At 43.3% G+C, this 11,642-nt stretch carries 14 protein-coding genes and 2 pseudogenes; 3 read left to right on the top strand and 13 right to left on the bottom strand.

Annotated features, from left to right (window positions below; all coding sequences use genetic code 11):
• Positions 1 to 27 precede the first annotated feature (27 nt).
• From JCM19055_RS29270 to JCM19055_RS10530, 6 genes are all read right to left on the bottom strand, one after another.
• Positions 28 to 1,008, bottom strand: a complete 981-nt coding sequence (locus JCM19055_RS29270; protein ID WP_265182016.1) for a polysaccharide biosynthesis C-terminal domain-containing protein — start codon at positions 1,006 to 1,008, stop codon at positions 28 to 30.
• A complete protein-coding gene (locus JCM19055_RS29275) occupies positions 963 to 1,589 on the bottom strand; it encodes an oligosaccharide flippase family protein (protein WP_265182017.1) in 627 nt (208 codons plus the stop codon). Before JCM19055_RS29275 ends, JCM19055_RS29270 begins: the two co-directional genes overlap by 46 nt.
• Positions 1,590 to 1,755: 166 nt before the next feature.
• Positions 1,756 to 1,965: a hypothetical protein gene (locus tag JCM19055_RS29280; protein ID WP_265182018.1), complete on the bottom strand. Its 210-nt coding sequence runs from the start codon at positions 1,963 to 1,965 to the stop codon at positions 1,756 to 1,758.
• Positions 1,922 to 2,218, bottom strand: a complete 297-nt coding sequence (locus tag JCM19055_RS29285; RefSeq protein WP_265182019.1) for a DUF6884 domain-containing protein — start codon at positions 2,216 to 2,218, stop codon at positions 1,922 to 1,924. Before JCM19055_RS29285 ends, JCM19055_RS29280 begins: the two co-directional genes overlap by 44 nt.
• Before the next feature lie 10 nt (positions 2,219 to 2,228).
• Complete coding sequence (locus JCM19055_RS10525; RefSeq protein ID WP_042359706.1) at positions 2,229 to 2,576, bottom strand: hypothetical protein; 348 nt, start codon at positions 2,574 to 2,576, stop codon at positions 2,229 to 2,231.
• Positions 2,573 to 2,989: a secondary thiamine-phosphate synthase enzyme YjbQ gene (locus JCM19055_RS10530; protein ID WP_042359707.1), complete on the bottom strand. Its 417-nt coding sequence runs from the start codon at positions 2,987 to 2,989 to the stop codon at positions 2,573 to 2,575. Before JCM19055_RS10530 ends, JCM19055_RS10525 begins: the two co-directional genes overlap by 4 nt.
• Positions 2,990 to 3,285: 296 nt before the next feature.
• On the opposite strand from JCM19055_RS10530, the gene JCM19055_RS10535 reads away from it, so the two are divergent.
• A complete protein-coding gene (locus JCM19055_RS10535; RefSeq protein WP_042359708.1) occupies positions 3,286 to 4,542 on the top strand; it encodes an NAD(P)/FAD-dependent oxidoreductase in 1,257 nt (418 codons plus the stop codon).
• A 46-nt stretch (positions 4,543 to 4,588) separates the two neighbouring features.
• On the opposite strand, the pseudogene leuS reads toward JCM19055_RS10535, so the two are convergent.
• The 4 genes and pseudogenes from leuS to JCM19055_RS29300 all read right to left on the bottom strand — a co-directional run bounded on the left by leuS (position 4,589) and on the right by JCM19055_RS29300 (position 8,609).
• A pseudogene (gene leuS, locus JCM19055_RS10540) lies at positions 4,589 to 7,007 on the bottom strand (leucine--tRNA ligase).
• A 422-nt stretch (positions 7,008 to 7,429) separates the two neighbouring features.
• The gene (locus JCM19055_RS29290; protein ID WP_265182020.1) at positions 7,430 to 7,588 is read right to left on the bottom strand and encodes a hypothetical protein; all 159 of its coding nucleotides are present in this window, start codon (positions 7,586 to 7,588) and stop codon (positions 7,430 to 7,432) included.
• A gap of 23 nt (positions 7,589 to 7,611) precedes the next feature.
• Positions 7,612 to 7,992: an MFS transporter gene (locus tag JCM19055_RS29295; protein ID WP_265182021.1), complete on the bottom strand. Its 381-nt coding sequence runs from the start codon at positions 7,990 to 7,992 to the stop codon at positions 7,612 to 7,614.
• Positions 7,974 to 8,609 carry an MFS transporter gene (locus JCM19055_RS29300; protein WP_265182022.1) on the bottom strand — a complete coding sequence of 212 codons (636 nt, stop codon included), beginning with the start codon at positions 8,607 to 8,609 and terminating at the stop codon, positions 7,974 to 7,976. The genes JCM19055_RS29295 and JCM19055_RS29300 overlap by 19 nt, the downstream gene beginning before the upstream one ends.
• A 105-nt stretch (positions 8,610 to 8,714) precedes the next feature.
• Here JCM19055_RS29300 and JCM19055_RS10550 point away from each other — a divergent pair, with 105 nt between their 5' ends.
• Both JCM19055_RS10550 and JCM19055_RS10555 read left to right on the top strand, forming a co-directional pair.
• Entirely contained in the window at positions 8,715 to 9,296 is a 582-nt protein-coding gene (locus JCM19055_RS10550; protein ID WP_042359709.1) for a class I SAM-dependent methyltransferase, read from the top strand.
• A pseudogene (locus JCM19055_RS10555) lies at positions 9,293 to 10,390 on the top strand (NAD(P)/FAD-dependent oxidoreductase). Before JCM19055_RS10550 ends, JCM19055_RS10555 begins: the two are co-directional and overlap by 4 nt.
• Here JCM19055_RS10555 and JCM19055_RS23555 read toward each other — a convergent pair.
• The 3 genes from JCM19055_RS23555 to JCM19055_RS10565 are packed head-to-tail and all read right to left on the bottom strand — an operon-like array spanning position 10,391 to position 11,548.
• The gene (locus tag JCM19055_RS23555) at positions 10,391 to 10,723 is read right to left on the bottom strand and encodes an MBL fold metallo-hydrolase (protein ID WP_052366194.1); all 333 of its coding nucleotides are present in this window, start codon (positions 10,721 to 10,723) and stop codon (positions 10,391 to 10,393) included.
• Positions 10,668 to 11,003 carry an MBL fold metallo-hydrolase gene (locus JCM19055_RS23560; RefSeq protein WP_052366195.1) on the bottom strand — a complete coding sequence of 112 codons (336 nt, stop codon included), beginning with the start codon at positions 11,001 to 11,003 and terminating at the stop codon, positions 10,668 to 10,670. The genes JCM19055_RS23555 and JCM19055_RS23560 overlap by 56 nt, the downstream gene beginning before the upstream one ends.
• Positions 11,000 to 11,548 (bottom strand): TetR/AcrR family transcriptional regulator, encoded by a 549-nt coding sequence (locus JCM19055_RS10565; RefSeq protein ID WP_042359710.1) that lies wholly within the window; start codon positions 11,546 to 11,548, stop codon positions 11,000 to 11,002. Before JCM19055_RS10565 ends, JCM19055_RS23560 begins: the two co-directional genes overlap by 4 nt.
• Positions 11,549 to 11,642 lie beyond the last annotated feature (94 nt).

The raw sequence follows: 11,642 nt of genomic DNA on the forward strand, positions 1-11,642 counted from the left end.
AACACGCTGAACCATTTACAGCAGATTTCATTTTCTTAACAAAGTAAAACGATCTCCCAATACGTCTGCTGCTAACCCCGTACGTACAGCCAGAACAAAATACAATAATCCGCCTGTAACAACACCGAAGGCTAGAATGGAAACCATTCCTAATTGTGTTGATGCATCAAACACGTGTTGACCTCCTGCTTGCACAATCGCTACGGCAACGACCATAACTACTGTAATCAACGCTACTTTAAGCGCAGGGCGCTTTAACTGATTCACTTCATAGTTCGTTGCTTTTCGGATTGATACGACGTTGTAGACGATTGCTGTACTATAACCAAGTAACGTAGCGACAATCGCTCCACCAACACCAAACAGAACGGTCAAAACATACGTGAGACTCAATTTAATAACGAGCCCAATAACAAGCCCCATAATGGCTTGCTTTTGCTTGTTCATCCCTTGTAACATCGCAGCTGTTACAGCAAATAGTGAAAACAACACTGCAGCTGGCGCGTACATTTGTAGAATCTGACCACCGAGAATATAGTCATCCATCCCGAACAGCGTTGCAAACGCTGGTGTCGACAATATCATGAGTCCTGCCATTGCTGGAACGGTAAAGAATAAGATGATATAAAAACACTTGGTCATGTATGCATTCATCTCATCACGATCGCCATTTGTATTCGATCGGGTAATGGCTGGGATAATGTTTACTGACATGGCCGTTGCTACTGCCACTGGAATTAGAATGACTGAGTGACTCGTTCTAGCAAAGATACCAAATGCGCTTTCCGCTTCTTGACCTGTAAATCCATACGTTTCCAACGCACTCGAGTACGTAAACATATCAATTAATTGGTAAAGCGGGATTGCCAGTCCTACAAACGAAAGTGGCAACGCATAACGAATCAATTCTTTGTACATGCCACCAAGTGGCAACGGCTCTCCTTGTCTCTTTGTTTCGCTTACTAATTGGTGAATTCCTGCCTTGCGCTTTCTCCAAAAATAATACAAGACAAGAAATGAGCTAATCCCCCAATAAATGCACCAAATGTCGCAAAACCAACGGCAGTCCCGAGGGAACCGTTTCCTACTTGTAGAATAAGGAATGTCGCAACGAGGATAAAACCGACACGGAAAATTTGTTCAACGACTTGCGAAATCGCCGTTGGTCCCATCGATTGGAACCCTTGGAAGTATCCACGAATGACTGCCATAATCGGAATAATAATTAACGCAACGCTTACCATACGAATAACAAATGTAGCGTCTTCTGGTCGATTTCCGGTTCCATCATCAGCAACGACTTGTGCCGCAATTTGTGGTGCCAATAAAAAGAGTAATAGAAACGAGATTACCCCTGTAATTCCCATTACAATTAGTGCTGAACGAAACAGTCGATGACCGGTTTCATAATCGCCAACTGCGTGGTACTTGGCAACGAATTTAGATACTGCCATCGGAATCCCTAACGTTGATAAACTGAGCAACAACGTATACGGAAGATAACCGTAAGAATATAAAGCATTTCCTTGTTGACCGACCATTAATGTAAATGGAAATATGTATAACAATCCGAGTAACCGTGAAAACAACGTTGCCCTGTTAGCATCATTGTTCCTCGGACTAACTTACTTTCTGCCATAATTGTCTACGCACCCTTCACCGAGAAAACAAACGTCCATCTTACGCATTTTACCATATCTTATTCAAGATGACTGCTTACAAAAAAAGCGACAACTTTATCATCGTTGTCGCTTCTCAACATAATTTGACGTTTTGTTCGATGGAACGTTTCAACATCGCTTGCATGTCACCGATTCCCCTTGCCCCGTCGAGGGGACGAATAACTGGAAAAGTCGACCCAAATACGTTACGAACGATCGGTTCGTATTTCTTCCCGGTTAATAAGACAATTCGCTCATAATTATGAAGCTTTTCTTCTTTCACTTGATCTCGTAAACGTTCCATCGAAATCCAATCTTTTTTTATGTGAAATATTCCATGTTAAGTCATAATGATGTGGAACGACATGATCTGGGAGTAGAAATCCATACTTCGCCGAAAGAATCACCCAGTCAGCTTCAAAATGGTGCACATAGTGCCGGCAGATTCGATGGAACGTACCGACATAAGCATCTTTTGCATAAGCAGGGGGATGTGCAGGCTCTAGATCCCAGATTTTCTTCTTCCCGCACGGAATGACGTGCAAACTTCCGCTCATGATTCGTACCTCAATTCGTTAAGAGCAAGAAAATGATCCCGATTAAAACGACAATAACAATTCCTGCTAAACAACCTAGACCAATTCCATTACCGCCTCTGTTGTAATAGCCTCCACCCATATGTCTTCTTCTTCGACCTCGCCCCATCATACTCCCTACTGCCATGCCTTTTAGAAAACCTCCACCACTTCCACCACTGCTTGACGCTTTCGGACGATAGCCTCCACCACTACTTGTGCTCGGACGACTAGATGGACGGTTTGTACGTGGACGACTCGTTGAACGACCACTCGAACCTCGACTCGATGGTCTTCTCGAACGAGAAGACGCTCTTGGTCTACCTCCTCTTCGACTCATACGCGACCTCCTTCTGACTGGACAAACGAAAGTACCACTCGCCTTGACTTTCTCGGTCCATCAAATTCACAAAAATAAACGCCTTGCCACGTTCCAAGCACCAACTTACCATTTTCCACAAGAATTGCTTGAGTGGCTCCAACAGTACTCGCTTTTAAATGAGCGGCTGTATTTCCCTCTGCATGCAAATCCTCTGGATGCTCCCAAGGATACACTTCATCCAAACGTCTTAAAAAGTCGGTCTTTACATCGGGGTCGGCATTTTCGTTAATCGTAACTCCTGCTGTCGTATGCAAATTAGACACATACACAATGCCATGATCATAATTATTTTGCGTAATGTACTGTTCAATCTGTGAGGTAATATCGATCATTTCACTATGAGTGCGACTATGAATCGTAATCTGTTCCATGCTTCACCTCATTTGTTCATATTTTCAGAGTAGACGGTTAAATAATCTATTCTTAGTATAACATGGGTAAAAACTAGTTATTACCGGGAATATAGGAGCATTTATTTCGTATTTTCCACCAGTATGTTCAATAATAAAGCCATACGTAGAGTACGATTACATGTTTGAACAGGTTTCAAATTCAGAGTATTTTGTTTCAGCTTTCTTTCTGTGATCATTGCTGAATGAATTAGGAAATTCCGCTCGTTCCGTGTTATCATTCAATAACGAATGAACGGATGTAAAAGGAGTACGTTATGAGAAAAGTCATTATAATCGGTGGAGGACCTTCAGGGTTAATGGCAGCCGTAGCTGCCGCCACACACGGAGCGAAGGTCACGCTCGTCGACAAAGGCAATAAACTCGGTCGAAAGCTAGCGATATCAGGTGGTGGTCGATGCAACGTCACCAATCGAATGGATGAAAGTGAATTGATTTCATTTATTCCAGGCAACGGGAAGTTTATGTACAGCCCGTTTTCCGTTTGGAACAATGAAAACATCATTCACTATTTCGAAGGGTTAGGCATCCAATTGAAAGAAGAAGATATGGGTCGGATGTTCCCCGTTACCGATAGCGCAAAAACCGTCGTGGATACGTTGTTGAAAGAAATACACCGTCTTAAGGTGACCATTCGAACGAATGAACGTGTGAAATCATTGCAAATCAACGAAGAGCACGTAACTGGAGTCAAATTGGAATCTGGAAAAACAATTGAAGGAGATGCCGTCATTGTCGCAACGGGTGGGACGAGCGTCCCCCATACGGGCAGCACTGGGGACGGTTACCCTTTTGCAAAGTCCGCAGGACATACCATTACGGATCTCTATCCAACAGAAGTTCCAATCACTTCAAACGAAACCTTCATAAAAAATCGTTCAATGCAAGGATTGTCGCTTCGAAATATTGCCCTAACCGTTTTAAACAAGAAACAAAAGAAAATCGTCACGCATACGGGTGATGTATTGTTCACGCACTTTGGGATTAGTGGTCCGACTGCCCTTCGATGCAGTCAGTACGTCGTTAAAGAACGCAAAAAGAACAAACAAAACCCGGTCACGTTAAGTCTCGATTTATATCCTGAAGAGACTGTCGCTTCTTTACAGCAACAGTTGCTTTCATACAAAGAAAACGATGGTGCTAGATCGAGTAAAAACGCGCTAGCGAACTTTGCACCTGAGCGTTATTTGCTCACACTATTGAACCGAGCACAAATTGATTCAACAACACCACTAAAAGAAGTCAGTCATGAACAATTGCAAACGTTAAGCGAACTTACTAAGGCGTTTTTATTTACTGCGAACGGAACGCTTTCCATTGAAAAAGCCTTCGTTACTGGAGGTGGCGTTTCAATCAAGGAAATCGTCCCTAAAACGATGGCATCTAAGCAAAAAGAAGGCTTGTACTTCTGCGGTGAGGTGCTTGATATTCACGGCTATACAGGTGGATTTAACATTACGGTTGCCTTCTCTACTGGTTATACTGCCGGATTAAACGCTGCAACCGCTGAATAAATGCAAAAGCCCGTCAGTAGCGTCTAAGCTACTGACGGGCTTTTTATTAATTCGCAACAACGTTAACCAATTTACCTGGTACGGCAATGATTTTGCGGATCGTTTTGCCTTCGATATTGCTTGCGACTTTCTCATCGGATAACGCACTTTCTTGCATTTCTTCTTTTGTCGCGTCTTTTGACATGACAAGCTTTGCGCGTACTTTTCCATTTACTTGAACGACAACTTCAACTTCGTCTTGAACGAGGTACGCAGGATCATGTACTGGCCAAGCTTCGTAAGAGATCGTGCCTGTGTGACCAAGCTTTTCCCATAGCTCTTCTGCTACGTGCGGTGCAATTGGCGAAAGCATTTTCACGAAACCTTCCATTGCAACTTTCGGTAACGTATCGGCTTTGTATGCAGCGTTAATCAACACCATCAGCTGACTAATCCCCGTGTTAAATCGTAAGTTCTTAAAGTCATCGCTCACTTTCGCAACGGTTTGGTGATAAACCGGTAAAAGTGAATGATCGCTCGCAGCATCTTCAACAACCGTATCCACAAGCTTTCCTTCTTCTGTAACGAGTAAACGCCACACACGATCGAGGAACCTTCTAGATGCGTCCAGTCCATTCGTTGACCAAGCAATTGATGCATCCAATGGTCCCATGAACATTTCATACATACGAAGGGTGTCCGCACCATGCGTTTCAATGATCTCATCTGGATTGACGACGTTGCCTTTTGACTTACTCATCTTCTCGTTGTTCTCACCAAGAATCATTCCTTGATTGTACAAACGTTGGAACGGTTCTTTCGTCGGTACAACACCGATGTCGTAAAGCACTTTGTGCCAGAAGCGAGCGTATAGCAAGTGAAGAACGGCATGTTCTGCCCCGCCGATATAAATATCAACCGGAAGCCAAGTTTTCAACTTCTCAGGATCAGCAAGGGCTTCATCATTGTCTGGGTCGATAAAACGTAAATAGTACCAGCAGCTACCTGCCCATTGAGGCATTGTATTCGTTTCACGACGACCTTTCATTCCCGTCTTAGGATCAGTCACTTCAAGCCATTCTTTTGCATTGGCAAGCGGTGACTCTCCTGTGCCTGACGGCTTAAATTCGTCCAACTCAGGAAGCGTTAATGGCAACTCACTTTCATCAACTGGCGTCATCGTACCGTCTTCCCAATGAATCATAGGAATTGGTTCACCCCAATAACGCTGACGACTAAACAACCAATCACGCAAACGGTACGTCGTTTTCTTTTGCCCATAGTCGTTCTTCTCAAGCCACTCAATGACCGTTTGAATCGCATCTTCTTTGTTCAAACCGTTAAGAAACTCTGAATTGATGTGATCACCATCACCAACGTATGGTTCTTCATCAATATTGCCGCCACTCACCACTTCACGAATCGGTAAGTCGAACGTTTTAGCAAATTCATAGTCGCGCTCGTCATGAGCAGGGACCGCCATAACCGCACCTGTTCCATAACTAATAAGCACATAGTCAGCAATCCAAACCGGAATCTGTTCGCCATTCACTGGGTTCGTAGCATAAGCACCTGTGAATGCACCTGTTTTCTCTTTTGCAAGATCGGTACGCTCTAAGTCACTTTTCGTACTTACTTTCTTGCGGTAGGCTTCCACAGATTCACGGGCATCGTCAGTCGTAATGAGGTCAACGAGGCGATGTTCTGGTGCAAGCACCATGTAAGTCGCACCAAAGAGTGTATCTGGACGCGTCGTAAATACTTCAACATTGTGCTCATCGATTTCGAAACGAACTTCAGCGCCAGCGGATTTGCCAATCCAGTTGCGTTGCATATCTTTAATGCTTTCAGGCCAGTCCAACTCATCTAAATCATCAAGTAGGCGGTCGGCATATTCTGTAATTTTGAGCATCCATTGCTTCATTGGACGTCGTTCAACAGGGTGTCCACCACGTTCGCTAACACCGTCAATGACTTCTTCATTGGCAAGTACAGTTCCAAGCGCAGGACACCAATTCACCGCTACTTCATCAACGTAGGCTAATCCTTTTTTTGTAAAGTTGAATAAAAATCCACTGTGTCCACTTATAATAATCTGGATCCGTTGTACTAATTTCACGATCCCAGTCATAAGAAAACCCAAGTTCTTGGATTTGACGCTTAAAGGTGTTGATGTTCTTTTGTGTAAAAGTATTCGGGTGTTGATTCGTATCTAATGCATATTGCTCTGCAGGTAAACCGAATGCATCCCAACCCATCGGGTGCAATACGTTATACCCTTGCATACGCTTCATTCGCGATAAAATATCTGTCGCTGTGTACCCTTCAGGGTGTCCAACGTGTAAACCCGCTCCTGACGGATAAGGGAACATATCTAACGCATAGAATTTCTCACGTGAGTGGTCAGCTGTATCCACGCGAAACGTTTTATTCGACTCCCAAAACGTTTGCCATTTTTTTTCAATCTCCTTATGTGAAAAGGCCATAAGGGGTGCCTCCTTTGTCAACAGTGAAGTATGTGTAATGTCTAAAAAAAATCTCCTTATCGGAGACGTCATCGAAAAGTGTAAAACCATCCATAACGACGGATTTCTTGATATTGCCATTGTAGGCTCGAAATCTGTCAATGTCAAGGCTGTCAAGCATTTGCGAGCTTTCATTCTCTTGTCCTTTTGAGAAATTCTAGATTAAGAAGCATTTTCTATAAATTAAGCGTATACTAAAGAGACAAGACATTTCATGAAGGGAGTGAAGACCGTGGTAGCTGTGGAATCCATGGGCAAAGCGAAATCAAAGAAACAAGCCCGTCGCAAAAAAAACTAACTGGTAAACTCAAACAATCGATTCGGGATTATTTACGAAGACATCCTGTGCCACGATATGAATAAGAAAAAGCTGCCTCTTCACTTTACGATTGAAGAGGCAGCTTTTTATTTGATTTACGTAACGGGCGATCATACATTGCAAATGAAATAATTGCAATGATGAAGAGACTTAGAATAACAAAGAACATCGTTTGCATGTCATAGTGATCAACAATCATCCCACCAAGAAGTGGTCCAATCATTCTCCCCCCAGTAGCGACACTGTTTACAATTCCTTGATAAAACCTTCACTGCCTTTTGGCGCCATTTTGTTCGCAATCGTCGGAACCGCTGGCCAGACGAATAACTCACCGAACGTCAAAATAATCATGGCAAGTAAAAACACAGTAAACACTTCTGCTTGTGTTAATACAAGAAATGCCCCTGCAAATATAATCGCTCCCGTAATAAGCTGTGCTTTTAGGGTTGTCACCCATTTACGAACAACGATCGCCATAACTGGTTGCATGATAACAATAAGCAAACCATTTAACGTCCAAAGCAAGCTGTAGTAATAGAGATCAATGTTCAAACTTTGCATATGTACAGAAATGTTCGACAACCATTGAACGTAAGCGACCCAGCAGATTAGAAACCCGACAGACAAAATCGCAAGGCTGACATGTTCTGTTGTTTGAAGTTTTTGCTCTTTTGCACTTGTGCACTCGATGTTGATCGTTCTTGAATCCCTCGATATGCAATGACTGCAAACAAAAACAACAACAAATACGTGATGCTGTTGGCAACAAAAATCATTTCAATATGAAATGCTGCGACAATTCCAGCTAACGCTGTACCTGCTGAAACCCCGACATTTTGCGCAACGTACATCGCATTAAATGGCCGTCTGCCTCCTTCAGGCCAAAGAGAACCTGCAAGAGAATAAAATACCGGCACGATCATGCCATGACCGAGTCCGATCCCAGTCAGAAATGCCATATATTGATAATATTCATGATTAAAAGCGAGTAATATTGCAAAGCCAAGTGCAAATGTCATTCCGATAACGAGCGTTTTATACCCACCAATTACATCAAACAACCGTCCACCGACAATGTTTCCGATGACCCCTGCTCCCGCATACATCATCAGCACAACACCTGCTGCAGATAGCGGCTCTCCTAGTTGTTCATGAATGTAAATCGTATTTAATGGCCATAAAAACGATGAAGCAATGACATTCGTACTCATTCCGATAATTAATAGCCAAATGATCTTCGGCATATCCCCACCTACCTTTAGTACCGACCATCAGTGTACAATGAATGCTAGGAAATTGGCAATTCAGTCGTGGTACACTATTTCTACAACGAAGAGAGGAGAATTTCATTGTCTCTACCACAAATGCTGCCCTTTGCAAAACGTTTAATGAAAGATAGCCTCTCGATTGGCGACACAGCCATTGATGCGACCGCTGGCAACGGTCATGATACGTTATTTCTCGCCTCCCTCGTAGGAGAGAAAGGCAAAGTCTATAGTTTTGATATACAAGAAACTGCCATTATAAATACACGTGAACGATTGGAAAAAGAACAAATCACAGATCGTGTCACATTGATTCACGATAGCCATGACAAGATCGAACAGTATTGCAAAGATGATCGACCAAAGGCTGCGATTTTTAACTTAGGTTACTTACCCGGAAGCAATAAGGAAGTAACGACGACTGGCGAAACGACAGTGAAGGCAATTCAACAACTGTTAACGATAATGCCAGTGAAAGGAACGATTGTCCTCGTCGTCTACCACGGACATGAAGAAGGCAAACAAGAAAAGGACCAGCTTCTTGCTTATATTCGAAACCTCTCTCATGAACACGTACTCGTTGCTAAATATGAATTTATGAACCATAAAAACGATGCACCGTTTATCGTCGCTTTAGAAAAACGTCGGGAAGGTGATTTCCTATGAGCAAGTACGTCGTTGTTGGCGCTGGAATTCTAGGTGCAAGTACTGCTTATCACCTTGCAAAAGCTGGACATGACGTCACGATTGTTGATCGTTTTGACGCAGGACAAGCAACCGATGCCGCTGCTGGTATTGTGTCTCCATGCTTTCGCAACGCCGTAACAAAGATTGGTATTACCTTGTACAAAATGGCGCTCGCTATTATCCGACCTATATTAACGAACTCCATGAACTCGGAGAATCTACGACTGGGTACGATCAAGTTGGAACAATTGCCCTTCATAAAGATGAGCGCTCACTTACTAAAATGTACGACCGTGTCCTAAAAAAAGAAGGAACTCGCTCCTGAAATTGGTGTACTGACACCCATCACAAGTGCAGAAGAGATTCACAACTATTTTCCTTACCTCTCAAATTATGAATACGCCCTTCACGTTAGTGGCGGTGCTAAAGTAGACGGTCGCGCTTTACGTAACGCAACGCTCAAAGCTGCGGAAAAACTTGGAGCAACTTGTTTGTTCAAGGAAGCTACGTTTTCTGACAAGCTTTACGTAGACGGTGAGGAACTAGGCTATGACACACTCATCGTCACGACAGGCGCCTGGGGCAATGAATGGGCGAACGCATTTGGTATTCAACCACTCGTCACCCACCAAAAAGCTCAAATTGTTCATCTCAAAGCAGCGGAACCATTCAAGCAACAACCTCCGGTCATCATGCCACCTGGCACGCAATACTTCGTACCGAATAGTGATGGTACGGTTGTGATTGGCTCCACTCATGAAGATACGAACGAATTTCACCCGTATCCGACTGCCCACGGTGTTTCTTCAATTCTTGATCAAGCCTTCACACATGGGGAAGCGTTGAAGTCTTTCACTGTTGAAGATGTTCGTGTCGGTTTCCGACCGTTCACAGCCAATTTCTTGCCATCTTTCGGCTATTTACCTAACGTTGATCACGTATTGTTCGCTAACGGATTAGGTGCAAGCGGATTAACCGTCGGACCGTATTTAGGAAGTGTGCTGGCAGAAATGGCACAAGGGAATGCGCTTGATTTTGATGTGAACCGTTATCAACTTGCGGTCCACGACTAATTACAACCAAACGTCTTTCCCGTGACACGGTGAAACGACAGCGGGTGAAACGACTTGAAGCATGTCTTTGCCACTTCGCTTTGCAAGATCCATATCAGCTGTAAAAGCAGGTACTGGGTCTTGAAGCTTTCCCTTTTTACTAGTAAAGAGATCCCCTGCAATGAGAACACCTTCCGCTTCATGATAAAAACACGTGTGGCCTGGAGAATGACCCGGTGTATAGAATGCCCGTAACCCTTTTTCTAGCAAATCTTCATCATCCAGTGGTTTAACCTCTTTAATTGCAATCGGCTTCTGTGCTTTTTTTTCTGTTGGGATATGGTTTTTCTCCAAAGATGTAAGGCAACTCCCTCTCATCGACCATGACGGGTATTATACCCTCTCTTGATATTGCCTTCACCCCACCAATATGATCTGGGTGACCGTGGGTAAGTACTATTTCTGTTAATTCTCCGATAAGTCCAATTTGTTGCGTAATCGCTCGCGAGAATATTCCAAGCCCTGAATCAATGAGAAGAACTCCTTGATCATGTTTAACTATCCAAACGCTTACTTTAATTCCGATGAAGAACTCTAACTTCATGACCGATGGTGAAATTTGAACCTGTTTCATGTACCTTCCCCCTCACATAATCGTCTGACGCTATGTCTAAGCAACGGTCGCAGACGCTCTAGCAACTCCTCAACTGTCTCTTCACTTGTCACGTACGTCATAATCATTCCATGTAGTTGATAAAAAACCATACGGGCAACGTCCATTGAACATGATTGATCATTCTCCGCTAGAATCTTCTCTTTTAATTCAGTAAATAACATTAAGCGCCATTCATTTAACTCATGATTTACCCCCTCATCTACACGTTGTGCTTCTGTCGTCATGATCAATGGATACAAGTTGCGATGAATCAATCCGAATGTCACAAAACGCTCTGCTAATTCACAAAGATCATTTGCTTCAACTAATGATGCATGTAACGTAGCAAGCGGCTTTTCAGCAATTGCTTCTAATAGAGCATGTTTATCCTTAAAGTAGACGTAAATGCTCGTATGTGAGCACTTCGCACGGCTTGCAACTTCACGTACTGACACGTGATTAAACCCCTTTTGTACAAAAAGTTGCTCTGCTGCTTTCATAATTCGTTGTCTAGCTTTATCCATTCTACTCCACCTCATAACCAATGGTTACTAACCGATGGTTATATCATATAAAACGCTCACAAAAAAAGCAACTCCTTTATGGAGTTGCTCAGAG

The sequence above is a fragment of the Geomicrobium sp. JCM 19055 genome (assembly GCF_000698185.1).
GTDB lineage: Bacteria > Bacillota > Bacilli > Bacillales > Marinococcaceae > Geomicrobium_A > Geomicrobium_A sediminis.

Coding starts and splice junctions, on each gene's coding strand:
- JCM19055_RS29290 (WP_265182020.1), bottom strand. CDS start 7,588: ATGATTGGACCACTTCTTGGTGGGATGATTGTTGATCACTATGACATG.
- JCM19055_RS23560 (WP_052366195.1), bottom strand. CDS start 11,003: ATGAAACAGGTTCAAATTTCACCATCGGTCATGAAGTTAGAGTTCTTC.
- JCM19055_RS10525 (WP_042359706.1), bottom strand. CDS start 2,576: ATGAGTCGAAGAGGAGGTAGACCAAGAGCGTCTTCTCGTTCGAGAAGA.
- JCM19055_RS29300 (WP_265182022.1), bottom strand. CDS start 8,609: ATGCCGAAGATCATTTGGCTATTAATTATCGGAATGAGTACGAATGTC.
- JCM19055_RS10535 (WP_042359708.1), top strand. CDS start 3,286: ATGAGAAAAGTCATTATAATCGGTGGAGGACCTTCAGGGTTAATGGCA.
- JCM19055_RS29285 (WP_265182019.1), bottom strand. CDS start 2,218: ATGAGCGGAAGTTTGCACGTCATTCCGTGCGGGAAGAAGAAAATCTGG.
- JCM19055_RS29280 (WP_265182018.1), bottom strand. CDS start 1,965: ATGGAACGTTTACGAGATCAAGTGAAAGAAGAAAAGCTTCATAATTAT.
- JCM19055_RS10530 (WP_042359707.1), bottom strand. CDS start 2,989: ATGGAACAGATTACGATTCATAGTCGCACTCATAGTGAAATGATCGAT.
- JCM19055_RS10565 (WP_042359710.1), bottom strand. CDS start 11,548: ATGGATAAAGCTAGACAACGAATTATGAAAGCAGCAGAGCAACTTTTT.